General features: G+C 47.4%; 23 protein-coding genes. 18 read left to right on the top strand and 5 right to left on the bottom strand.

Annotated features, from left to right (window positions below):
* Positions 1 to 11: 11 nt before the first annotated feature.
* On the top strand, positions 12 to 2,039 hold the full coding sequence (locus tag G9U52_RS06855; RefSeq protein WP_166147610.1) for a PAS domain S-box protein: 2,028 nt from the start codon (positions 12 to 14) through the stop codon (positions 2,037 to 2,039).
* A 201-nt stretch (positions 2,040 to 2,240) separates the two neighbouring features.
* Positions 2,241 to 3,659, top strand: a complete 1,419-nt coding sequence (locus G9U52_RS06850; protein ID WP_166147607.1) for an MFS transporter — start codon at positions 2,241 to 2,243, stop codon at positions 3,657 to 3,659.
* Here G9U52_RS06850 and G9U52_RS06845 read toward each other — a convergent pair.
* Both G9U52_RS06845 and G9U52_RS06840 read right to left on the bottom strand, forming a co-directional pair.
* Positions 3,649 to 3,975 (bottom strand): thioredoxin family protein, encoded by a 327-nt coding sequence (locus G9U52_RS06845; protein ID WP_166147605.1) that lies wholly within the window; start codon positions 3,973 to 3,975, stop codon positions 3,649 to 3,651. The genes G9U52_RS06850 and G9U52_RS06845 overlap by 11 nt on opposite strands.
* Positions 3,956 to 4,339, bottom strand: a complete 384-nt coding sequence (locus G9U52_RS06840) for a MerR family transcriptional regulator (RefSeq protein WP_166148197.1) — start codon at positions 4,337 to 4,339, stop codon at positions 3,956 to 3,958. Before G9U52_RS06840 ends, G9U52_RS06845 begins: the two co-directional genes overlap by 20 nt.
* Positions 4,340 to 4,537: 198 nt before the next feature.
* On the opposite strand from G9U52_RS06840, the gene G9U52_RS06835 reads away from it, so the two are divergent.
* Both G9U52_RS06835 and G9U52_RS06830 read left to right on the top strand, forming a co-directional pair.
* Positions 4,538 to 5,086 (top strand): GNAT family N-acetyltransferase, encoded by a 549-nt coding sequence (locus G9U52_RS06835; RefSeq protein ID WP_311764812.1) that lies wholly within the window; start codon positions 4,538 to 4,540, stop codon positions 5,084 to 5,086.
* Entirely contained in the window at positions 5,055 to 6,011 is a 957-nt protein-coding gene (locus tag G9U52_RS06830) for a serine hydrolase domain-containing protein (RefSeq protein WP_207952851.1), read from the top strand. The genes G9U52_RS06835 and G9U52_RS06830 overlap by 32 nt, the downstream gene beginning before the upstream one ends.
* Positions 6,012 to 6,251: 240 nt before the next feature.
* Here the strand turns inward: G9U52_RS06830 and G9U52_RS06825 are convergent, their stop codons facing one another.
* Positions 6,252 to 6,410 (bottom strand): helix-turn-helix domain-containing protein, encoded by a 159-nt coding sequence (locus G9U52_RS06825; protein ID WP_166147599.1) that lies wholly within the window; start codon positions 6,408 to 6,410, stop codon positions 6,252 to 6,254.
* 647 nt (positions 6,411 to 7,057) lie between these two features.
* On the opposite strand from G9U52_RS06825, the gene G9U52_RS06820 reads away from it, so the two are divergent.
* From G9U52_RS06820 to G9U52_RS06780, 9 genes are all read left to right on the top strand, one after another.
* Entirely contained in the window at positions 7,058 to 7,909 is an 852-nt protein-coding gene (locus G9U52_RS06820) for a phytanoyl-CoA dioxygenase family protein (RefSeq protein WP_166147597.1), read from the top strand.
* Positions 7,910 to 8,046: 137 nt separating this feature from the next.
* The gene (locus tag G9U52_RS06815; protein WP_311764820.1) at positions 8,047 to 8,544 is read left to right on the top strand and encodes a heme-degrading domain-containing protein; all 498 of its coding nucleotides are present in this window, start codon (positions 8,047 to 8,049) and stop codon (positions 8,542 to 8,544) included.
* Between the two features lie 34 nt (positions 8,545 to 8,578).
* A complete protein-coding gene (locus tag G9U52_RS06810) occupies positions 8,579 to 9,532 on the top strand; it encodes an ABC transporter permease (RefSeq protein ID WP_166147593.1) in 954 nt (317 codons plus the stop codon).
* A gap of 15 nt (positions 9,533 to 9,547) precedes the next feature.
* On the top strand, positions 9,548 to 10,429 hold the full coding sequence (locus G9U52_RS06805) for a carbohydrate ABC transporter permease (RefSeq protein ID WP_166147590.1): 882 nt from the start codon (positions 9,548 to 9,550) through the stop codon (positions 10,427 to 10,429).
* A 65-nt stretch (positions 10,430 to 10,494) separates the two neighbouring features.
* The gene (locus tag G9U52_RS06800; protein WP_243767175.1) at positions 10,495 to 12,072 is read left to right on the top strand and encodes a type 2 periplasmic-binding domain-containing protein; all 1,578 of its coding nucleotides are present in this window, start codon (positions 10,495 to 10,497) and stop codon (positions 12,070 to 12,072) included.
* 145 nt (positions 12,073 to 12,217) lie between these two features.
* Positions 12,218 to 14,542: a helix-turn-helix domain-containing protein gene (locus G9U52_RS06795; protein ID WP_166147588.1), complete on the top strand. Its 2,325-nt coding sequence runs from the start codon at positions 12,218 to 12,220 to the stop codon at positions 14,540 to 14,542.
* Between the two features lie 255 nt (positions 14,543 to 14,797).
* The gene (locus G9U52_RS06790) at positions 14,798 to 15,793 is read left to right on the top strand and encodes a dihydroxyacetone kinase subunit DhaK (protein WP_166147585.1); all 996 of its coding nucleotides are present in this window, start codon (positions 14,798 to 14,800) and stop codon (positions 15,791 to 15,793) included.
* 13 nt (positions 15,794 to 15,806) lie between these two features.
* Positions 15,807 to 16,475, top strand: coding sequence for a dihydroxyacetone kinase subunit DhaL (gene dhaL, locus G9U52_RS06785; protein WP_166147583.1), 669 nt, complete (start codon positions 15,807 to 15,809; stop codon positions 16,473 to 16,475).
* A 23-nt stretch (positions 16,476 to 16,498) separates the two neighbouring features.
* Complete coding sequence (locus G9U52_RS06780; protein WP_166147581.1) at positions 16,499 to 17,467, top strand: aldo/keto reductase; 969 nt, start codon at positions 16,499 to 16,501, stop codon at positions 17,465 to 17,467.
* A gap of 63 nt (positions 17,468 to 17,530) precedes the next feature.
* Here the strand turns inward: G9U52_RS06780 and G9U52_RS06775 are convergent, their stop codons facing one another.
* On the bottom strand, positions 17,531 to 17,905 hold the full coding sequence (locus G9U52_RS06775; protein WP_166147579.1) for a hypothetical protein: 375 nt from the start codon (positions 17,903 to 17,905) through the stop codon (positions 17,531 to 17,533).
* Positions 17,906 to 18,046: 141 nt separating this feature from the next.
* On the opposite strand from G9U52_RS06775, the gene G9U52_RS06770 reads away from it, so the two are divergent.
* The 3 genes from G9U52_RS06770 to G9U52_RS06760 all read left to right on the top strand — a co-directional run bounded on the left by G9U52_RS06770 (position 18,047) and on the right by G9U52_RS06760 (position 21,189).
* Entirely contained in the window at positions 18,047 to 18,193 is a 147-nt protein-coding gene (locus G9U52_RS06770; RefSeq protein WP_166147577.1) for a cupin domain-containing protein, read from the top strand.
* A 129-nt stretch (positions 18,194 to 18,322) separates the two neighbouring features.
* Complete coding sequence (locus tag G9U52_RS06765) at positions 18,323 to 20,113, top strand: ATP-binding protein (protein ID WP_166147574.1); 1,791 nt, start codon at positions 18,323 to 18,325, stop codon at positions 20,111 to 20,113.
* Positions 20,114 to 20,238: 125 nt separating this feature from the next.
* The gene (locus G9U52_RS06760) at positions 20,239 to 21,189 is read left to right on the top strand and encodes a hypothetical protein (RefSeq protein WP_166147572.1); all 951 of its coding nucleotides are present in this window, start codon (positions 20,239 to 20,241) and stop codon (positions 21,187 to 21,189) included.
* Positions 21,190 to 21,197: 8 nt separating this feature from the next.
* Here the strand turns inward: G9U52_RS06760 and G9U52_RS06755 are convergent, their stop codons facing one another.
* A complete protein-coding gene (locus tag G9U52_RS06755; protein ID WP_166147570.1) occupies positions 21,198 to 22,160 on the bottom strand; it encodes a hypothetical protein in 963 nt (320 codons plus the stop codon).
* A gap of 99 nt (positions 22,161 to 22,259) precedes the next feature.
* Here G9U52_RS06755 and G9U52_RS06750 point away from each other — a divergent pair, with 99 nt between their 5' ends.
* Together G9U52_RS06750 and G9U52_RS06745 are read left to right on the top strand one after the other, a co-directional pair.
* Positions 22,260 to 22,715 carry a hypothetical protein gene (locus G9U52_RS06750; RefSeq protein ID WP_166147568.1) on the top strand — a complete coding sequence of 152 codons (456 nt, stop codon included), beginning with the start codon at positions 22,260 to 22,262 and terminating at the stop codon, positions 22,713 to 22,715.
* 86 nt (positions 22,716 to 22,801) lie between these two features.
* Positions 22,802 to 23,854, top strand: a complete 1,053-nt coding sequence (locus G9U52_RS06745) for an AI-2E family transporter (protein WP_166147566.1) — start codon at positions 22,802 to 22,804, stop codon at positions 23,852 to 23,854.
* Positions 23,855 to 23,932: the final 78 nt, after the last annotated feature.

Below are 23,932 nucleotides of genomic sequence, written 5' to 3'. Positions count from 1 at the left end.
AGGATTGTAGCTTGCATAACCTCACATCAGACAACGGCCAGCTCTTCGAACATATTTATAAAATCAGTACAACGGGAATCGCGATTTTCTCGGCGGAAAATGGCAGTCTGCTAAAGGCAAATCCAGCCTTCTGCCAGCTGCTTGGATATTCGGAAAGCGAATGGCTGGCACGCTCCGATGCGAATGGAGGCTTGTCAGGAGCAAGCGGCTTATCCAGATATAAAGAAGTGGCGGACGCCCTGCTCCAATCTCCCTCCGGCAGCCAGCAGCTGGAAACCAGCTGTATCCATAGGAACGGCCAAACCGTTTTGATTTCTTTGGTTGTCTCCTGCGTTTTTGATGAAGTGCAGGTCGGGAAGCCGCGGCTTTTGATTGCTCAGGCAACTGCTCCTGCTCGGTCGCCGATCATAGGGGAAGCCGTGCCTACCGAACAGGATATGCGCATGCTGAAGGGCTTGAAAACACAGGACTTGGTTACATATAGCTCAACAGCGGGGGTCTTTTATTCTGATATTACAGCCCGGAACCAAGCGGAACTTAGGCTCCAAGAAAGTGAGCAGCGCTATAAATCGCTGTTCGAATATAATCCAGCCGCCGTATACTCGATGAATCTGGCAGGCGATTATTTAACAGCTAACGCCAATCTGGAGGCCTTGTCGGGTTATACGCTCGAAGAGCTGATTGGCATGTATTTTGGACCGATTGTACAAGAGAAGGATCTCGCCAAGACGTTGCACCACTTCACGCTAGCTACCCAAGGCAAGCCGCAAAATTATGAAATTGCGATTCTCCATAGAGACGGGCACACGGTCGAGATTAGTGTAAGCAATATTCCGATTATTGTTAATGATCAAGTCGTAGGCGTGTTTGGCATCTCTAGCGATATTACCGATCGCAAGCGCCGAACCGAGCAAATTGAAAAGCTTAGCTACGAGCATGCGTTGATCCTAAATTCGGTATCCGAGGGTATTTTTGGCTTGGACCCTCAAGGAAACCTTACCTTTATTAATCCGGCGGGCTTGGCCATGTTCGGTTTAAGTCCAGGCGAGAAAGTTGATCTCTCTTACCTGAGCACGATCCAGCAGACGGAATCGGATGGCAGCCCGTATGTGTCGGAGGGCTCCCCGATTTTCCAGGCCATTAGCAATAACCAGTCGCATCGTGAGACCGAGGCGGTGTTCTGGAGGAAGGACGGCTCAAGCTTTCTTGTCGAGTACCAGGTGACCCCGTTATTTGATAATGGGGAGCCTAAAGGGGTCGTCGTTGTTTTCAGTGATATGACGAGCGAGAAAGAGATCATCGAGGCCAAGGAATCTGCGGAACGGGCAGACCGTGCCAAATCCGAGTTTCTGTCGATTATGAGCCATGAGTTACGTACACCGATGAATGGCATCATGGGGATGACCGGTCTGCTCGCAGACACAGAGCTGGATGATGAGCAGCAGGGATATATCGACATCATCCTCAAGAGCAGTGATGCGCTGTTATATATCCTTAACGAAATTCTCGATTTCAGTAAAATCGAGGCTGGCAAAATGGTGCTGAACCAGGAGCCTATCGACATAAAAGAAGTATTGGAGGGCGTAAGGGATTTATTTATGGCAAGGGCACGCGAGAAAAAAATCGAGCTCATCTGTCTAATGGAGCCAGACGTTCCTCCGATTATTATAGGAGATTCGGTGAGGCTGCGGCAGGTGCTGGTGAACCTGGTCGGCAACGCCGTGAAGTTTACCGAGTGGGGCCGTATTACCGTATCGGTAGAGGTCGTTCCGGGCGATGATGCTTCCAAGCACACCCTGCAATTCATCGTGAAGGATACGGGCATTGGCATCGCCGCAGATAAACAAAATCTGCTTTTCCAATCATTCTCTCAGCTGCATCCGGCGATCAACCGCAAATATGGGGGAACAGGTCTAGGGCTGGCTATTTGCAAAAAGCTGGTCGAGCTGATGGATGGAAGCATTGGGGTGGAGAGCACCGAAGGTAAGGGCTCTGCCTTTCACTTTACCTTGCAAACGAGCATAGTGGATAACCAATGAATCGCCAACGGCTCGAGGCTCTTAACCGCATAGTAAGGCTGAAGCTTTCAGAACCACTACTCAAGTGGAAACTGGAAGCTTTTGGTGTACAAACATATATTTATTAGCTATACTGAAGTAAGTAGTAACTGGCATCTTTGTTAGTTCTATTTTTTAAGTGCGTTACAATATACATATACAGAATTGGAAGGTGTAGGAACCATGCAAGCAAAGGATCCCATTAGCAGTAACCCGGCGAAAGGAGCAAGCCAACCTGCCGCTCTTCCCAGCTCAAGATTAATTCAAGCGCTTTGCTTTGTGCTATTTTTCTCCGTTATGAATGCGACGATGTTTAATGTGGCGCTTCCGAATATCGCAGCGGATTACCAACTCAAGCCGTCCTCTGTGAGCTGGATTGTGACGGGTTATTCCGTTTTGTACGCGTTAGGCTCCTTATTGTTTGGCAAGCTGGCCGATAAGTATCCCATGAAAAGATTGATCACGATCGGGCTCCTGCTTTTTGCTGCTGGATCAGTTCTCGGCTTTTTCTCCACGAGCTATCCGGTTGTCCTGATGGCCCGCTTTATTCAGGCAGCAGGCGCTTCCTGTGTTCCGGCTTTGGTCATGCTCATTCCGATTCGATTCTATCCACCTGAAAAGCGTGGAGCTGTTATGGGGGTCATCGCCTCAACGATCGCATTCTCATCAGGTATCGGACCGATTGTCGGAGGGTTTATTGCGGGTCATTTTCACTGGACAGGCCTGTTCCTGCTTTCGGTGGCTGCCCCGATCGCCCTTCCTTTTATCCGCAAATCACTTCCTCATGAGGTTCTCAGACAAGGTGAAAAAATCGATTTGATCGGTGCAGGCGCATTGGGTATAAGTGTAACAGCTTTTATGCTTTCGGTTACCCAATCCAATGTTTGGTGGCTGCTGACGGGGATCATCATGCTAGTGCTGTTTGTTGTACGTGTTAATAGTGTGTCGAATCCCTTTATTCGTTTATCCCTGTTCCGTATTTCCGGATTTACGAATGGCCTCATTGTGGCATTTGTTGGTATGTTTACGGTATTTGGGATTTTCCTTACCGTACCTATGCTGCTGAGTAGTATTCATCATATGAATGCACAATCGATTGGCTTCGTCATGTTCCCGGCAGCGATCATAGCTGTGTTCATGGGCCGGCTGGGCGGTAAGCTGGTAGATCGGCGCGGCACTCGTTTCACCTTGTATGTTGCTTTTTCGATGCTTACTATCGGCTTATTATGTTTGTCAGCCGTGTCAGGGCTACTGCCCTGGGTCATCGGCTTATCGCTTATTTTCCTGAACAGTGCGCTCACCTTCATGCAATCGTCCCTGGCCAAAGAGGTCTCCTCGGCATTGCCCAAGGAGCAGACGGGTATCGGGATGGGCATTTATAATCTCATTATCTTTATGTCTGGAGCCATCAGCGGCGCGGTGATGAGTAAGGTGGTCGAGTTTAACTGGGGCTCCGTTAATTTCACCGCCGTTAGTGTGCCTACGACCTTCGGAACGGTCTATTTTTCTCTGGCTGTGCTTGCTGTACTGAATATCGGCTGGGTGTATTTGAAAATCGGCCGACAAGAAGCAGCATTGCTGCGTTCAGCAGTCAAAATTTAACGATGTGTTTGGCAATTAGGGCTTCATACACTGTCTTGGAGCGAAGGCCGATAAGCTTTTCAACCGGTTCCGCGTTATGAAATAAAATAACGGTGGGCATGGACATGATCCCGTATTGGGCTGCAATGTCCGGTGATTTGTCGCAGTCCACCGTTAGAATGCCCACAGTGTCTGGATATTGATCCCCCAATTCGTCCAGAATGGGCAGCAATACTTTGCAAGGTGGACACCAGGATGCACCAAATTCAACAAGGGTCACGCGTTTTTTGCCGACCTCCGAAAGAAAGGTGCTTTCGTTAACTGTCAGTACGCTCATTATGATTTCCTCCATCCGATGATTGTTCGCTTAAAATCGATTCAATTCGATCCGTCAAATTTTGCCTGATTGTTTGAAGCAAATGGATTTGTGTATCTATCTCCGCGAGCTTCTGCTGGTAAACCGGTAAAACCTCTTCACAAAACGCTTCTTTGTTTTTTAAAACACAATGCAAAAAGCCAGCGATCTGCTCCGTCGATAGTCCGAGATTCAAATACAACTGGATCGTCCTCACCTGATCTTCCGTAAATGACGAATATTCCCGATATCCGTTCTCTAGGCGCATCGGTGTAAGCATGCCTTGCTGCTCATAATAGCGAAGTGAGCGTGTACTTACCCCGGTTCGGCTCGAAAGCTCGCCAATTTCATCCGGTCAACCTCCTTCCACTTGGGATATCCCTATTATAAACCATGACACTAATGTCAAGGTCAATAGCTGTCTTCTGCCCTGTGGCTTACTGCCCTGTTAGGCTCAAGCGTTAGCAGGATTCCGTAGAGGGATCGCGAAAGTACAAGTATGGCCTCGTATGTAGAGATGGGGTTCATTAAAAGGGGGATGAGAGTGGATAGTAGTAATGTCAAACTCCGTGCATTTGAAACAGAGGATGTGAAAGCGCTCCACGGCTGGTTGAACGATGCTGATTCCATAGCACTGGTAGGCAGGACGCCGGTGACTTACGAGCAAACAGTGCAGCATGTCGAGAAGAAACAGAAAAATAAAGACTTGGTTTTAGGCATTGAAAATGAAGACCATCAGTTGGTAGGCTGGATCTTTCTGCAAAATATAGAATTTGAGCATGGTAGAGCCAGCATAGGTATTCTGCTTGCCCCCGAAAGCCGTGGACGCGGCTATGGGAGTATAGCTATGCGGAAGATGATCGATATCGGTTTCCAGCAGCTTCGTCTCCATAAAATATATTTGACAACAAGAGGGATCAACCAGCAAGCCATTCGATTATACCAAAAGCTTGGATTTATCATAGAAGGGCAATTAAGAGATCATGCTTATAGTGACGGACGGTATTATGATACTTATTTTATGGGAATTTTAGCTTCGGAATGGAGTGATTATAGTGGCAATGGAACAAGCGTTACCTCGATGCAAGCCTGAGGATCAGGGCGTTTCCTCTTCGAGTATAGCGAGCTTTGTGAAAGCTGTAGAGGAACAGCAGTTGGAGCTGCATAGCTTTATGCTGCTAAGGAATGGTCATCTGCTGTCAGAGCAATGGTGGCCCTCTTATGGACCGGAGAGCCAGCATGCTTTATACTCCATAAGTAAAAGCTTTACTTCGACAGCCATTGGTTTAGCTGTAGCCGAAGGACTTTTGTCGATCGAGGATCGGGTGCTCCCCTTCTTCCCTAATGAAGTGACACCGCAGATTGAGCAAAATATGGGCGCTCTCAAAGTGAAGCATCTGCTGACGATGGCTACCGGGCATGCCGAAGATCCATCAGGGATAAAGAGAGTACAAGCAGAAAGCAATTGGGTTCGCGGCTTCTTGGAAACCCCCATTGTGGAGCCGCCCGGTACACGCTTTCTCTATAATAGCGGAGCCAGCTATATGCTGTCTGCGATCCTGCACCAAGTAACAGGGCAATCGCTGCTGGATTATTTGCAGCCCCGGCTTTTCGAGCCTTTGGGCATAGTCGGCGCTGTGTGGGAGGCTTGCCCGCAAGGCAGAAGCGCTGGCGGGTGGGGTTTAAGTTTACGCACCGAGGACCTGGCGAAGTTCGGCCAGCTGTATTTGCAGCAAGGGGAATGGAACGAGAAGCAGCTTCTTTCCCGAGAATGGGTAAAGGAAGCAACCCGCTCCCATATTTCAACCGCGCAGGAGAGCGGGATCGACAAGCAGCAGGGCTATGGCTACCAGTTTTACCTGTGTCGCTTCGGTGCCTATACGGCAAGGGGAGCCTTTGGGCAGTTTTGTATGGTTTTGCCGGAGCAAGGGGCGGTTGTTGTGATTACGGCTACAGTGAATAATATGCAGGGTGTTCTGGATTTGGTTTGGGAGCATTTGTTGGTTGGTATGGGGTAAAGGCAGTATTAGGGTGATTGGAAAGAAGCGACCGCGGAGATATTCCGTGCTCGCGATTAATCTGTAGCTGCACTTTAGCTTTGTTTGTTTTATGAAAGTTGGTTATGCAAAACAGCCTCTATGCGGAAGGATCGCATGGGGCTGTTTTTTTGGTGTGTGAAAGGGATTTCGGGAAGGCAGGGGTTTACAATTTGGCAAGAAAAATATCCCGTGTAATTTTATGTATAAGCTTGATTTCATCTATCGTTCGGTTCTCAAGAAATTGCGAGTCCCTCTTTCAGCTGCCCCAATGTAGGAATACTTCAACTGCGCCCGTTCTCCGAGCTCCTCTTGGGTGAGTCCTCTTTGTTTTCTTGTTATCCGGATTCGTTCTCCGATTAATTTTCGTAAATTGCTCAAAATAACCACCTTAGATTGATATCGCAAGCAGCATCAGTTAAAAAGGCTGTACAAGAGAAAATCTCTCGTACAGCCTTCTTCACATTATTAATGTGTCCGCTTTAAGTTGGCTACTTCTTCCTATGATAGGCCTGAAATATCAGCTACCGTGGGGCCTTTTGGAGTAGACTTTCGCATATTTGCGGAAATCAGAGGATTACTGTCCCTATATTGAGGGGTGGTATCCCTCGCATCGTGAGGTCTAGAAATATGTATCCCAAAGGAGGATTCCTTGATTGTCTGACTTCTCTACCTCAAACCCACTTACAAAGAGCCTCACAATTCCATCCGGGGCTCTTTGCTTTCTCCCAATACCCCCCTCAAAACACATTTTCTCATGAACAAAATCTGTCCTGCATTAGACAATAATTGTTATTGGCTACTTTTCCCTTCGCATAAACCCGCTTGCAGCGCCACTTCACAACCATTTGACCTCCATCAATCATTCAGACAGAAATTGTCCCCGGCCTTTTAATATCGATTGTCAGTATCATGCTGTAAAGAACTGGCCCTATAATCGTGTTAGCCCAGCAAGCACCGCTTAACCAAGCATGGACGGTTGATGCTGAGGGGCAGCAATCTAAACCATATTATGGAGGCTACGATTCATGGACAAATCAGTCTTGCAATACGGACTTACAGACGAAGAACGCCGCACTTTTGACGAAACAGGTTACTTGATTTTGGAGAACGTCCTTTCGGAAGAACATGTTGCCAGGCTTACTGAAATCGTTGATGGCATTTATGAAGATGGTGTAAGTAAAGGCCATGACCCAACGAAGGCGCTGTTCCATCCGAATTTTATACCTGACCACCCTGAATTTTTAAAGCTGGTTGATTACGAAAAGGTTCTACCTAAAGTATGGGGAATCCTCGGATGGAACATTTACTTATATCATTGCCATTTGATCGTAACACCGCCAACGGGGCAGCCCAAAAATATTGACAAACCGTTCCCATGGCACCAAGATAGCGGCCGGGTTAACCAAGAAATCGAATCCAGCCCGCGTCCACGCCTTTCCTTGAAAGTGGCTTACTTCCTCTCGGATATCTCCGAGCCGGACCGGGGTAACTTTTACATCGTGCCTAACAGCCACTTGACGGATGATATCGATATCCCGACCGTGGGCCAAATTCCAGGAGCCATTCCAGTATGCGTGAAGCCAGGTACAGCGGTATTCTTTGACCGTAGGTTGTGGCATGCGGCCAGCACGAACTGGTCGGAAGTTACACGTAAAGTACTTTTCTACGGCTATGGCTACCGCTGGATCAAGACCAAGGATGATATGACGGTGCAAGACCTGTGGGATCAATGCACGCCGATCCAACGCCAGCTTCTTGGCGATTGCGTTAACGCGAATGGCTACTACACCCCTACAGATGCCGATGTACCGCTTCGTGTATGGCTAAGGGAGCATGCTCCAGAACAATCTAAGGGTGCCGCTACTATAGACTCGTAGAAGATTGGTCTAACTTTCGTAGAATACGGGCAGGATCAGCTTCACGCAAATAGGCAGCCGTCTTTGGCCAGGTTGGAAGAGTTTAGCTAAGCGGGTTAAAGGCGGCACGGCCGTTTGCTTCAAATCATCGATTGGATGTGTTCATGTTGAAGGATTACAGCTCCTTGATGGATCAGCTATTACAGGAAGAGAAAGATCTGCAATTCACGACCTTTACGAATCAAATGGCATTTGAAATCGGCTGTAGAATCGTGAACAAAGCCGCCTCGGAGGATAAATCGATTTTGGTTGAAATCCAGCGAAACGGGCAGACATTATTCCATGCAGCTATGGAAGGCAAAACATTGAATAACGCGCAATGGGTCAAACGCAAGAGCAGAGTAGTTAACCAATTTGGCCGCAGCTCTTATTATATGAGCCTTTTATTGAAATCCAAGAAGACTACGATGCTGGAATGGGGGAATTTGGACCCCAATGAGTACTCGGCAGTTGGCGGATCTTTCCCTATTAGTATCCAAGGCGTTGGTGTCGTAGGCACAGTCACGGTTTCCGGCTTGCCGCAAGAGGAAGACCATGGATTGGTGGTATCGGTGCTTAAGGAATTCGTAAAAGTCCCTTATGCAAATACTGTCTAGCATTCCATGAATACAGCAAAATAGAGGTGAACTTATGCAGCGATCGAACGTATTGACCAAGCCGAACAACAAAGCTGTAAAACGTTCCCGGCTGTGGAACAATATTGTGCAATACCGGTACATGTACGTCCTAGCCATCCCAGGCATCCTGTTTTTCTTGCTATTTAAATTTGTTCCGATGTGGGGCTTAATCCTCGCATTCCTGGAATATAACCCGTATACCGGGTTCGCCGGCAGCCAATGGGTGGGGCTGAAGCATTTCAAAGAATTGTTCGGCGACCGCAATTTCTACATTATGCTCAGAAATACGTTTGCCATTAATCTGTTTGGGCTCGTCCTGATGTTTCCAGTCCCTATTTTTCTCTCCTTAATGTTAAATGAAGTCAGGCATGAAGTATTTAAAAAGCTGAATCAATCCATCGTTTATTTACCCCACTTTCTATCCTGGGTCGTTGTCGTCAGTATGACCTTCTTTATCCTCTCCTCAGATGTTGGAATCGTCAATAAGCTGCTTAGTGACGCAGGTCTTGAGCAAATGACCTTTTTATCCGAGCCTAATTATTTCTGGGGTCTAATTACCCTGCAAAATATGTGGAAAGAAGCAGGCTGGGGCACGATTATTTTCCTGGCAGCCATGGCTGGCGTGGACCCGCAGCGCTATGAAGCAGCTGTTGTGGATGGAGCAAGCCGGTTTCGGCAAATCTGGCATATTACATTACCAGCGATTCGTCCGACTATTGTCATTCTACTTATTTTGAGGCTGGGCCATATGGCTGACGTTGGTTTCGAGCAGGTTTTGCTGATGATGAACCCACTGGTTATATCGGTTGCCGAGGTGTTTGACACGTATGCATACACGCATGGTATTCTTAAAGGCCAAGTTAGTGTAGGGGTTACGGTCGGGATGTTCAAAGGTGTTGTAGGTCTGATCCTCGTATTGACATCTAACTATACGGTCAAGAAAATGGGTCAGGAAGGGATTTATTAGAAAGGAGACGGACTTATGAGTTTTGTAGCAACCAAGAAAATGACCGGCTTTGATTGGGTTAACTACTCTTTGCTGGCGTTAATATCCATCGTTTGTATATTTCCATTTATCTACGTATTTAGTGTTTCCTTCACCGATCCCGAGATTTATGTACCGCTTAAATTTTATTTTTTCCCGGATCAATGGTCGTTGGCTGCTTATAAATACTTATTGTCGACCAATAGCTTCCTCAATTCTTTGAAAAATACGGTATTCATTACACTTATTGGCACACTGTTGAATATTCTCGTTTCTTTTACCCTCGCGTATACGCTTACAAAGAAATTAATGCCAGGTCGGAATATCATGCTGAGTGCCGTTATTTTCACACTCGTATTTAATGCAGGGATTGTCCCTGGCTATATTCTGATCAAGGAATTGGGCCTAATTAACTCGCTTTGGAGCCTAATCTGGCCGAGCCTTACCAACGCTTGGAGCTTAATCGTAATCAAAAGCTTTTTTGAATCGCTACCATCGGAGCTGGAGGATTCCGCGAAGATTGATGGGTGCTCCGATATTGGTGTGTTTCTAAGGATTGTTATCCCTTTATCCATGCCGGCGATTGCAGCCTTCACCTTATTTTTCGCCGTATCTTATTGGAACACGTATTTCAACGCGTTGATTTATTTATCGGACTCGAAGAAATGGACCTTGCAGGTCCTGATCAAAACCTTGGTTATTGACTCCGATTCCAATGGGGTTGGGCAGTCAGGAGCGGGCGGCGATTCTCGCGCAGTACCACAGGAAACCATTCGTATGGCCTCCATTATGCTGGCTATGGCCCCGATCCTTCTCGTTTACCCATTTTTACAAAAGCATTTTGCCAAGGGTGTCATGCTGGGCTCGGTTAAAGGTTAATTTCCTTCTGACCGGCTAGGCCACTATAATTACGTAATACCGAGATGAAAGAGGAGGATAAACAAATGAAACCTTTACGAATGAAACGGATGTCAGTAAGCCTTTCATGTTTGCTTGCCGTATCCATGCTTGCCGCTTGTACAGACACTAGCACTGGGGCGAAAACACCTGCAGCAGACCCGAAGGCGGGCGCTACAGCAGATCCTAAGGCAGCAGCACCAAAGGCAGAGGCGGAAAAGCCGCTAACGGTTAAAATATTCGCCGGGCTCTATAATGATGCGCCAGACATGAACAATGCATACTGGACGGAATGGCAAAAGAGGACCAATTCCAAGCTGGAAATGGAATGGGTGCCGTCAGGCGATATCGATACAAAAATGGATTTGGTGCTGGCTTCGGGCGACCTTCCCGAAATTCTCTCTTCACCCAATGCCAACAGGCCATCTTTGATCAACGCAGCCAAGAACGGTGCATTCTGGGATCTCGGTCCTTTCCTGGGCGACTATAAAGACTTCCCGAATATTAAAAACAATTTAGCCAAGGATGCGCTCAAATATTTATCCGTTGACGGTAAAGTGTATGCGCTTCCGCGCTCTCGCTCCCGTGTTGATTTGGGACTCAAAATCCGTAAGGATTGGCTGGATAAGCTGAATATTCCGGTTCCAACAACCTTAGATGAATACGCGGCTGCATTGAAGAAAATTACCGATGCCGACCTTGACGGCAACGGCAAGAAGGATACATTAGGCATTATTGGACAAGGTGTGGTTGTAGATGATGGTACGGCATTGTTTGCAGCCGGCTTTGGTGCCTTTAACCCTACCCTAAATGAAGAGGGAGGTATGATCGAAACCCGTCTAACGCCGCAATGGGATGACATGATTGCTTATTTCCGCCAAATGTATGCGGATGGTGGATTGCCTAAGGAATTCTCAGTTATGAAGCGGACCCAGAATGAGGAATTGTTCAGAACCGGTAGAGCGGCTTCTTACACGAACAGCATCTGGTGGGATGATGAGTGGGAGAAAGAGAACAGGAAAACACAGCCTGACGCCAAAATCCTTAACCTTATGTTGAAGGGGCCAAAGGGTGACTACGCACTGGAGCTGCAAACAGGCGTTTCAGGCGGTTATTATATTTCCAAAAAAGTGCCGGAAGCACGTGTAAAGCAGTTGCTAGCTTATTTGGAGAAAACCGCTTCCCAAGAGATGACCGACTTTGCTTATTATGGCATCGAGGGCGTACATTACAAGGTGGTTGACGGAACGAAATCGTTGACAGAGCAAGGCGTCAAGGAAGTCAATGTAACGAGTAAAGGAGCAGGTGTCCTGGCTTATTCCCAATGGGGCAAGGTCATTAGCGCATCGGGCTCGAAAGCATTCAATGATGCCAAGATTAAAGAAGTAGAAAAGTTTGACGAAGTCGGTAAGGTTGATCCGTTCAAAGGCATCATTTCTGCTACGTGGCTGCTTACCTGGCCGAAATATGAGAGCGAATGGAAAACGATGGAAGCCAAAGCGATTGTTGGGCAAATTTCGATGGAGGAATTTAAAGCATACACAGCTAAGCTTAGAGAATTGCCGGAAATGAAAAAGGCGTTCAAGGAATTCGCAGATGCCTACAAAGTATTTACGGGCAAATAATAAAGCAAGACCCTCTATTGTGGTTGCCGGAAGGATGACTTCCGGCGGCCACAATATTGCTGTTTGTAGTGTGTCATGTCTTAATCGACCCAGCTTTGATATACTTAAGAGAAAATGACTACTATGGTCGGGAGTGGAAGCACTAATGAGAAGAGGTCTGGAATACATTCGAAGAACGTTTTTCTCGCTATTGCCGCGAACGAATTACTTGAAACGGTTGATTTGGTTTGGCTGCTTGACGGTTTCCATTCCAATCATCCTTGCTGGAAGCGCTTACTATCACTTTTCGATTACAAAGCTGGCCGACCAGTTTAGTGAGGATAATAAGATTTCGTTGACCGTAGCCAAGGACCGGATGGAAAATGTGCTGGCCAATATTGAAATGGGCTCCTTGAATGTATCGAATCACACCTTAATGAAGGAAAATATCGGCAGGCCCGGGTTTAAAACCGATTTTTTGCAGCATATGCTTATCCAGGATATCCTTCAGACCTACAAAAATTCCAATAATCTTATCGACGATCTTATTTTTTATGAAAAGCTATCGGATGTTATGGTTTCCCACAATTATGGCTATGTCGTTTTTGGAACGAGCATGAACCGTAAGGATGTGGAAACCGCCCTAAATTTGAAGGTTCCCGCAGCATGGGTCTATTTAACCGATTCCGCTGCGAATGGATATATTTCTTATATCAGGAGGCTTCCCGTCATGCCTTCAGAGCAGGCTCAAGGCGTCCTTCTTGTCCAAGTTAAAGAAGAGGTGCTCCGCAGAAATCTGGTTACGTTTTCAACCTATTCGAAAAACCAATCGATCCTCATATTGGATTCGAATAATAAAATCATTTTGAATTCCTCAGGCAACGCGAATTGGGGACCCTTGGCGGGGGATACGACGGGCTTGTCCGCTATTCTGAGTAGTGAGGAAAGCACCGGGCAATTCGAAATTAAGGCTGCGAATGGGGACACCTATATGGCTGTGTTCCAGCGCTCCCTGCTGGGCCGGACGTATATTTCTTTGCTGCCTGAGAAGGATCTGCTCCAGCAGGTTAGCTGGATCGGTTGGCTGACTGTATTTTCGGTCGCTGTATTTTTGCTGGTTAGCCTGCTGCTGACGTTTTTTGCTTCCAAAATGATGTACAACCCGATCGAAAATCTGATCAAATACGGTGAAAATTTGCAAGGCGGCCGCTCAATTAAACAGCAGGGCAATGAGATTGAATTTCTGAAGTCCTGTCTCGGGCATTTAAACCAGCAAGCGCTTGCTTTGGAAACCTATATGCAAAAGACGCAGCCCAATTTACGGGATCAGCTCTTGAAAAAGCTGCTGAAGGGCTTCGCAGGGAGCGGCGAATCGCTTAGGAATGAGTGTGCCGAATATGAGCTGCCGATGACGGGCTCTTTTATTGTGCTGATCACGATTGTCGAAAACCTGTTTAAAGAAAAACGATTTCTGCCCAATGAAGGGGCGATTGTGTTATTCGCTATTATGAATGTGATTAAGGAGCTGCTGGCAAAATCGGCTCTGGATGGCTATGTGATCGAAAATAATGAACGGGAAAGCATTACCATTTTGCATTTTACGGAACAGGTGCCGCGGGAACAGATTCTTGAGCTGACCCGTAGCTTTGCTGAAGAGATCAAGGACGCACTCAAAAAATATTTGTCATTCTCCGTATCTAATGGAATTGGCGGCATTTACAAAGAAATCAAGCGGCTGCCTGACTGCTATCGGGAAGCTGAAGCGGCGTTGCAATACCGGATGCTTAATGATACGCAAGCTACGTTACTTTTCGATGAGCTGGAGCCTTCGGAGAAGCAATCCTTATTCTTCTACCCGCGGGAGCAGGAGAAAGTTATTGTCGATGCGCTTTCCAGAGGCGAGCTGCTTTATGCCGAGAAGGGGTTGAACCAATTCGCCAAAACCTTGCGGGACTCCGGCTCCTACAACACGATCTATCAATGCTACCATGTGCTTCTGTCCTCAATTATTCAATCGTTGGAGGAGCAGGGGCCAGGCGTTATTGATTCGTTGGAGGGCAATTGGTTCGACCAGCTTAAAGCGCGGCAAACCGCCCGTGAAATCTATGAATGGTATATTGAAATCATATTCCCTTTATACCAGCAAATTACCGAGGACTTCCGCAAGCAAAGCGTGAAAATTGCGATCCAGAAGGTATGCAAACATATCCGTGAGAATCCGGGCGCGAGCCATTCCTTGATTGAGTCCGCAGATATGATCGGGATGAGCCCATCTTATTTGAGCCGGATGTTCAAGAAGGAGGTTGGGGTCGCTTTTATCGAATATTTGACCGAATACAAGGTCGAGAAAGCGAAGCAATCGCTGCAGGATACCGACCTCAGTGTGATGGAGATAGCCGAGGTGGTTGGTTATTCGGAGCGTAACCTCAACCGTGCGTTCCAGCGTTATGTGGGAATGTCGCCGAAGCAATACCGGCTCTCGAATCGTTGAAGGTTACCGAACCTTCGAATTCCTGAATTGCCAAATCTCCAAGTTTCCGAATGGACAATAAATGTTTTTACGGCTTTAATCATCAGGCTTAAAGCCACTGCACCGCGCTGGCGTTGGCTTTTGCACCACAGCTTGTTTGACAGATATTGTCCTGATCCCATTCATATGAATTGTCAGTTTTATGCTGTAAACCAGTGACTCTATAATAAAACGGTAGAGATCTTAAAGAAATCAACGGGAGGCTACGATTTATACATGAAGAAGCTAATCAATGCACCTAATTCAGTTGTAGATGAAATGATGGAAGGATACGCTGCGGCATATCCGCAATATGTGAAAATTTTACCGCAAAATAAACGCTCAATCGTGAGTGTAGCCTCGGCTCGTCCAGGTAAAGTGGGGGTCGTAATTGGCGGCGGGTCTGGCCATGAGCCAGCTTCGCTCGGTCTGCTTGGAACCGGCTTCGCTGATGGCGTTGCTGTAGGCAACGTATTCGCGTCGCCGCCACCCGATCCGATCCTGGAAGTCACGAAGGCTGTAGACGGTGGAGCAGGCGTTATTTATGTATATGGCAACTATGCAGGCGACTGTATGAACTTTGATATGGCTATGGAGCTAGCCGGCTTTGAGAACATTCGTGTGGAAACCATCCGGGTTACAGATGATGTAGCTTCGGCTGAGCTTGCAGAGGAGCGCCGGGGTATCGCCGGATGCTTCATGGTGTATAAGGCGGCAGGAGCAGCTGCAAATAAAGGGCTGGATCTTGACGAGGTAGTCAGGCTGACGGCAAAAGCGAATGACAACGTGCGAACGATGGGCGTAGGCCTATCGCCTTGTTACTTGCCGCAAACCGGCGAGCCAAGCTTCACGCTGGGTGACGATGAAATGGAAATCGGGCTGGGCATCCACGGCGAGCCTGGTGTTATGCGCGGTCCGATTGGGACTGCCGATGAAGTCGCACAAATCCTGTTCGACCGCATTGTCGAAGACATGCCTTTGCAAGCGGGCGAACGTGTTGCTGTGCTGGTGAATGGACTAGGCTCAACGCCACAAATGCAGCTATTTATCATGTACAGAAGCATTGCCCATATGCTTGCGCAAAAAGGAGTCATCGTCCATAGATCTTTTGTTGGCGAATATGTGACTTCATTGGAAATGGGTGGCTGCTCGGTTTCTATTATGAAGCTCGACGATGAGCTAGCTGAGCTGATCGATGCTCCAGCCGACTGCGCGATGTTTGTCCAAATGTAAGGAGGGAAAAGACATGGAGGTATCTATTCAGGATTTTAAAAATATGCTGTTACATGTGCAAAGCCGCATCGAGGAGCAAAAGGATTACTTGTCCGAGCTGGATCGGGCATTAGGCGATGGGGATCATGGTGTTACGATGTCGCTTGGCTGGGAGGCGATTGCCGATAAAGTGAATGCTTTTGAAGCGGAGGACTGTGGGCTGTTGTGCAAAGAGGTAGCGATGTGCTTCCTCAATGCGGTGGGCTCATCCGTGGGGCCGTTGTATGCCACGGCATTCCTGCGGGGAGCGACTGTGCTGCAAGGCAAATCGGTCATAAGCAAGCAGGCTATGGTCGAATTTTGGGCGGCTATGGTCAAAGGCATTCAAGAGCGGGGCAAAGCACAGCTTGGCGACAAAACAATGCTGGACACCTGGATTCCTGCCATCGAAAGCTTGCAGAAGGCTTACCAAGAGGATCAGGAGCTGATTGCTTGCTTGGGCGAAGCCGTACAAGCGGCTGAACAAGGGATGGAATCGACCAAAAATCTGATGTCTAAAAAAGGACGCTCAAGTAAATTGGGCGACCGCGCTTTAGGCCATCAGGATCCGGGAGCTACGTCTGCTTTTATTATTTTGTCTGCCAGCTATGAATTTTTGAAAAATGGATCGACTGTAGCTGCTATGAATGCTAATACCAAATAAATGTGGATGATGGGGGAAATAACATGGAATATCGGACTTTAGGGAAAACAGGGATACAGGTATCCAGCCTTTGCTTTGGGGCTATGCCGTTCGGCAGCATTGCTGACGAGGAAACCTCTCTTGCTATGTTTAACCAAGCTCGTGAGGTAGGGATCAATTTTTTTGATTCAGCGGATGTGTATGCAGGGGGACGCTCGGAAGAAATTTTGGGAAAATGTATCGCCGATTGCCGCAATGACGTTGTGATCACCTCCAAATTTTGTTTGCCAACGGGCAAAGGTGTGAATTCCAGAGGGATGTCGCGCCGACATATGATGCTTTCCGTGGAAGGCAGCTTGAAGCGGCTGAACACCGACCGCATCGATGTCTATTTCGTGCATCATTTTGATTCGACGACGGCCATTGAAGAAACCTTGCGTGGCCTAGATGATTTGCAAAAGCAAGGGAAAATCCTTTATCCTGCTGTAAGCAACTGGGCGGCGTGGCAAATTGCCAAAGCACTGGGCATCTCCAGCAAGGAATCGCTGGCACGCTTTGAATGTATCCAGCCGATGTACAACCTGGTTAAGCGCCAATCCGAAGTGGAGATTCTGCCTTTGGCACAGTCCGAACAAATCGGCGTGATCACCTACAGCCCGCTGGCAGCCGGTTTGCTGTCGGGTAAATACCATAAAAGCGTCAAACCGACCGTAGGCCGCTTCATTGACCACCAAGGCACGCAAGATCGCTATGCGGAGCAGCTTTATTCGGACGCAGCTGAGCGCTTCATCCACTATGCTGCCGAGCAGGGCGAGCATCCGGCATCGTTGGCTGTAGCTTGGGTTATGGCTAACCCTGCGGTGACAGCTCCGATTATTGGAGCGCGTAACATGGAGCAGCTGCAGCCGCTGTTAGCGGCACTTGATGTTGACATGAACCCGCAGCGGCGCCAAGAAATTTCCGCAATGTCAATCACACCTCCACCAGCAACGGACCGGAGCGAGGAAGTATAGGATGCACCGAGTTGAAGAGCACCTTCCATCTGGAGGGTGCTTTTTGTTTGTCTTTACCTATGATTAAAGCAACAACAGCATCGCCCCAAAGCAAACGATGGATAGGCCACTATAGATCCATGCCCACCTCCGGCTGCCAGCTTTATGTGTCCATAAATGAATTAAGTACCAGAGAGTAAAGATAGCAGAGATGACCGTGATTAGGTTGATGGCAGGCTGCAGCCATGGAGCCGCTGCTAAAGGTGTTACGGCCAGCGTCATATTAGGATCCTGATGGCCCATATGGCTATGGCTGCTGCTAAGGCTAGCGCTGCCGGCCATAAGAAGGGGCAGCATTAGATGTATACTGTGCAGGGTAATCGGCAAGAGCAAGCCACCAATCGGCAGCAGCGAATATTTACTAAAGGACTTATCGTTTTTGTCGAATTTGTAAGGCATCTGCGCACTACCTCCATTCCCCCATTAGTTGTGACTGTATGTGGCGCTACTTTTGAATATATTTGAAATTGTCTTGAAATAGACCGATTTTGGCCAGTGGATTAATCGATATTAGTCTTGGCATCCTGAGGGGAGGCGTTCATGGAGCTTGACGGCAGGCTGCACCCGGTGGAGGTGGGAGCTTCTGTGTTAATTAAGCCTGGCTGCCGTCATAGGGCTGTAGGCAAAATGAAAATCCTGAATATCCCGATCCCGGCGTTTGATCCGCATGATGAATGGTTGGATTAAGGATAAGAAGCCAGCTGTCCCATTGCTTGATCGGCTCCTAGAACTTATTCCTAACAAGTACCCAATTAACAAATTAATTCCAAATATTCTCATCTTCGACTGTATTCAACATGGAGATAACGTTATATAATGATTTCATCCATTGTCGCGACGAAGGTTGGGATTCTCATTATAAAAGACTTGATAATAAATGCCGCCATTATGGTATCCTATTTTTTTATAGTCAGTTTACTTGTAAAAGGGCCTTTCAGAATGGATCTTAGCCGGAAAGAGCAGCTTAAGGCTTCTTTGAGTGCTGCATTTCTTGGTGTCATTCTGATGTATTTCTCCGTGGATATTACATCGAATGCACGGCTGGATCTGCGGAATTTGCCGATCATTATGATTGCTGTATTCAGCGGTCCGCTCCCGGCTTTAATGGCTGGCGTCTTGATCGCATTGGCACGTTTTCTGCTGCATGGCATGAATGAAGCGGCGTTTATTGCCGCTAGCAGTATTGTGATTTTTACGCTGGGAACAGCGGCCATAACACGGCTTGGCGGGATATGGCGGGTCTGGATGGTTTCGACAGTATGGAACATTATTTGTACATCACTCCTAGTGTGTGCTGCTTTTAGGGGCAATCCGATATTTTGGAGCAGTGTGGTTTCCTACTCCTTGATTAGTGTGATCGGTGGTGTAAGTGTTTGCTATCTTTTACAGATACTGCAGCGTTCTGCCGTGCTAATTAGAGAAAATGAACAATACATCCAGCAAATGAGGATGCAAAACGAGCAGCTTGAAGTGCAGAACGAAGAGATAATTGCCCAGCAGGACGAGTTGGAGGTAATGCTGGCCAAGATCGAATCGCAGCACGGCATGATCGAGAGGATTTTACAATTCAGTTCAGACGGCGTCATACTTTGCGATAACAAAGGGCATATCCGTTACTCCAACGAGCAGGTGAAGCAGCTTGGACTTGGCTGCGCACATTGGGATAATATTACGGTCTGGCTGAATTCTTGGCAGCGGCTTATACAGCCAGCTAATTTGAGGCTGCGTGAGCATGCCGAAGAAGTGCTTGCTGGGAGGCAGTCCTCATACCGGACACGGTTCTCCATTCCGCTTGAGCATGGCAAGCAGTTTATTGAGATGCGTTTGGACACGATATCTACCGGGCAAGCGCATAACGAGTTCTTGCTAGTATTCCGCAACAGGAGTGAAGAAGAAAAGGCAGACGAGATCAAAAACGAATTTATTTCTGTAGTTTCGCACGAGCTTCGGACGCCGCTTTCATCGGTCCAAGGCTTTATTGAAATTCTGCTGCATCGCCATCTTCCAGAGGAGAAGCAGAAAAAATATTTGCAAACGGTTTATAACGAATCCTTGCGGTTAAGCCATCTTATTGATGATTTTCTCGATATTCAGCGTATGGAAGCGGGCAGGCAGGAATACCATTTTGAACTGCTGGAGCTTCGATCCGTTACTGAGGAGATTATTCAGGAATGGCAGCAGGATGAGCATCTGCATCGTTTGCATTTGCAAGTACCCGCTGACGCATTGCCTGTGCTGGCAGACAAGGATAAGCTGAAGCAAGTCTACTTGAATTTGCTCAGCAACGCTGTCAAATATTCGCCTGGAGCAGACAGGGTTGTTGTAGAGGTATCACGCACTGAAGAGAATGTGTGTGTCAAGTTTATCGATTACGGGCTTGGTATTCCCGATGAAGCCAAATCTAATATTTTCCAGCCCTTTTATCGAGTGGATAATTCGGACAGGCGCAAGATTGGCGGCTCCGGTTTAGGGCTGACAATTGTCAAAAAAATTGTGGAGGCGCATGGCGGCAGAGTCACATTTGATTCGATATATGGACAAGGTACAACGTTCAATGTCATGCTGCCTCTTAGCTCAAACAGAGCCGATTTGCGTATTGATGACTAAGATAAAATAGCTAACGCATATCTATACAATGTATGAGCAAAGCAAGTCTGTTCCGCCCGCTTTATGTGGGAACACAGACTTTTTTTGCCTATACTAATGAATGATAAGTAGAAAGGAGCTTTCCGATGGGTCATAATCAGAACCACAACCCCAATCAAAACAAGGCCATACAAAGGGTTTTGGAGCAATCAGGCAATCCTGATTTATTGGAAATATGGAATAAAGAGCTATCCGTATCGGATATCAACACCTTCCTGCTTGAGCTATTCAGGCTTCAGACGAAGGAAGCTTCTTATGCGGACCTGCTGCGAAAATATGTGGAAAATCGCTTTGTGCATCCTGCCAAGGTCGATCCAATTGCACTTAAGCAGCTGGAAATAGCGGTATTGCAAATTGCGCAATCCGCAGCTTATCAACCTATTTTATTATCCCCAATTGCACCTCTGGGCTCTTGTTCGATTGTCGCAACGGCTGACCAGAACAAAATTATTTCCGCATTGCGTGGAACTGAGGTCGTGGCCGATGCGACCAATCTGCTGGCGCTTTATATTTGTGATTTATTGAAATCGAACAAGACGACGAATGATCTGGATTTTGTGAGATTCAGCACCACCCACAGGCATGTCAGGACACAACCATTGAATAAACCTGGGCTGCTGCCGCATTTTCACGTGTTTTGCCTGGTAGCCTCTGGTAAGGATCAAGGCTCTTATTTATTCGAAAAAGCTGTCTTGCAAGAGCATATAGCGCTTTACCAAATGATTTTCAAAGCTGTATTTCATGCAGATATTGATGTGCAATTAAGCCGGCGCGGCGGATATCCAGATGGTACGGGCTTTTTTGAAAGAATCCTTGACGACCTTGAGAAAAGGTTTCCCGACATTAGCATTACTGAGAATTTTTCGAAAACCGATAATCTCTATTATAAAGGCCTGCAGTTTACCATTGTCGTACATATTAACGGGCAGGAGCTGTACATTGGTGACGGAGGTTTTGTAGATTGGCCACAAAAATTGTTGGGTAACCGCAAACAAAGAATGATGATTAGTGCGATAGGCTTGGATCGGCTGCTATAAATCGGATCTTACAATTTCTTTTGTTCAAATGTTGAATTGAGCCAGTCCATCACAGATTGAACCGTGATTTCGAGGTTAGACAGGCCCTGCTGGTTAATAAAAGGACTGCTCTCCCTGAAATAGTCAGGATGGCCGCCCAAGAGCCGCAGGCGGATATTGGTCAAGGGAGAGGTGGGAGCCAAGGAGCGCCACATAGGCAGGCCTACTCGGCTACGCTGCCAGACACGCCAGCTTCCCAGCAAGGTCACAGGATCGCTAGGTCGCCCTTGGGCATTAATGGCTGAGGCATATAGCAGTGAGTCTTGCAGCCAAGCGGGAATGGGGCACTTGGGCGAGCCAATTTGCACCACGCGCAGTGGCCGCGCCGCGCCGCACGGCAAAGCCGGCTCCGCTGCGAGGATGCCGGCAGCGTGGACGGCCGCCACGCCGCCGCCGCTGTGCCCGAGCAGCAGCGTCAGGCTGCGGGCTCCGCTCGCCGCGTCGTTGGCTGGCTCGCCTGCTCGGGAGCAGCTGCCGCTCAGCGTCGCGCCGTCCACGCTATCGCCGCCCTCCGCCCTGTACGCTGCCTCGCCGCTGCTCCTGCCCGACACCGCGCTTTTACCGCCGTGCTTCGCGCCGCCCGTGCTCGTCGTTTCACTCTCGCCCGCAGCTACACACGCCGAACAGCCCGCGCCCGTCGTTTCACTCACGCCTGCCGCTACACGCGCCGCTACGGCAGCGGCTACCCTCGTGCCGCCGATCGAGCGGAGCGGGCGGGTGCGTGCTGCGCCAAGGTCATGGCGCAGCTCAAGCAGCTGCGGGAGCAGCTTGCGGCTCCAGTCGCCATAAGGAAATAGCAGCTCGGAGTTTACCTTGCAGCCAGCTTGCTCCAGCCGGGCTACCAGCGCCAGCCGGACATTTTCCATAAATAATGGCGCAGTCGCCACCCCTGCTAGCAGGAATAGGTTTACTTTTGTAATCGGCAAGCCCATCTGCATAATCCCCCCTATAATTCTTACAGTATAGCAGAACTTGGAAGCACGCCCCAAACTGTATCCTAGCGGATGGTTAAGCGATAGGAGGAATGCATAATGCCTGAGCATATCACTTTAAAAGCGATTCGGGAAAAACGTCTCCGATTTATGAAACATTCGACACTATTCGCCGTAATCACATCTATGCTGTTTATTACAGCAGGCTGTCTTTTGCTTACCTTCTGGCTCTCTTTGATCCTTGCAGCCATTATTATGCTGGTTTCCTCATTCACCTTATTGGCGATTAACCGCCTGTATATAAACAAAATTGTTGTAGCAAGGCATCAGTATATCCAGTCCATTTTTCCCATAAAAGCTCAGCTCACTAAGCAGCAGAGCCAATTTATTCTCAGCGATTTAGCCTATTTATTCGGAGATAATGAGTCGACACTTGACGACAAGCTTCGCGCGAATAACTTAAGCACCCATGATATGGAGAAGCTGAATATCCTATATGCTTACAATTTTATAGATTTAACTACGATCCCCCCGAAATCGGGTGAAGAACATTGAGTTAGCGTCGTAAACATGGTAGACTTTTATGATACGAAAGTCATGGTTTATCATCTATGAATCGTTCGAGGAGAGTGTTTCTGGCAATGGAGTTTCTCAAAAACCTTTTTATGAATGTAACCGTCAAAAGATTCGCGATTCTCATATTGATATCTCTATTATTAATTAGTCTGGGGGGCATGCTGAATTTAATATTACTGACTTTTTTATTGGCTTATATCATTAACAGCCTACAGGTATATATTTCTTTCAAGCTAAGCCGTTTCATTCGAATTAACGATAAAGTGGTCGTTGTGGCTATCTATGTTGTGCTCATTGTGCTATTGGTTGCTGGGGTTTCTAATGTACTGCCCAAAATCATAGCCCAGTCTAAAGCCATATCAGATATGCTGATTCATCGCTATAACAAGCCTGCTGATGATTGGATTTCCGAGTACCTGATGAACACCTTGGTCGGTCTCGATTTGCAATCGTATTCAAAGCAAGGGCTGGGATATGTATTCAAAGTTGGAGATTGGGGCAAAACCTTCTTTCTTTCCGTGCTCCTAAGCTTATTTTTCTTGCTTGAAAAGAAACGCATTAAAAGCTTTACGGACAAGTTCCGGGATAGCAAAATCGCGTGGCTTTATACGGAAGTTGAATATTTTAGCCGGAAATTTATTGTATCCTTCGGTAAAGTGATTGAAGCCCAAATCCTTATCGCGATATTTAATACGATTTTAACGACAATCGGGCTGTGGATTCTAGGCTTTCACTATTTGGTGGCTCTATCCATTGTAGTGTTCCTGCTAAGCCTAATCCCTGTTGCTGGTGTTATTATCTCGTTGATTCCGCTCGGCATTCTCGCTTTGCAGCATGGCGGCTTTATTATGCTTGTGTACTTATTTATTATGATTATGATTATTCATGCATTTGAGAGCTATTTCCTTAACCCGAGGCTGATGTCCTCGAAAACGAAGCTTCCGATGTTTTATACATTTGTCATTCTAATCTTTTCCGAGCATTATTTCGGGATTTGGGGATTAATCATTGGGGTTCCGGTTTTTGTGTTTATGTTGGATATTCTTGATGTGGACTATATGACTGCTGGACAGAGACGATTAGCTGAGAAGGAGCATATTGAGGAGTTAAAGGATTAACCTAGATGCACGAAGGTGGTTGCTATTATAACCCAGACGATTGTGTCTTGCTAGCCAGCCTTAACTTTACGGTTATCG

It is taken from the genome of Paenibacillus agricola (genome assembly GCF_011440305.1).
Classification (GTDB): Bacteria; Bacillota; Bacilli; order Paenibacillales; family NBRC-103111; genus Paenibacillus_S; species Paenibacillus_S agricola.
Note: the sequence above shows the minus strand (reverse complement) of the source record. Positions and strands in the feature narration are given on the sequence as shown.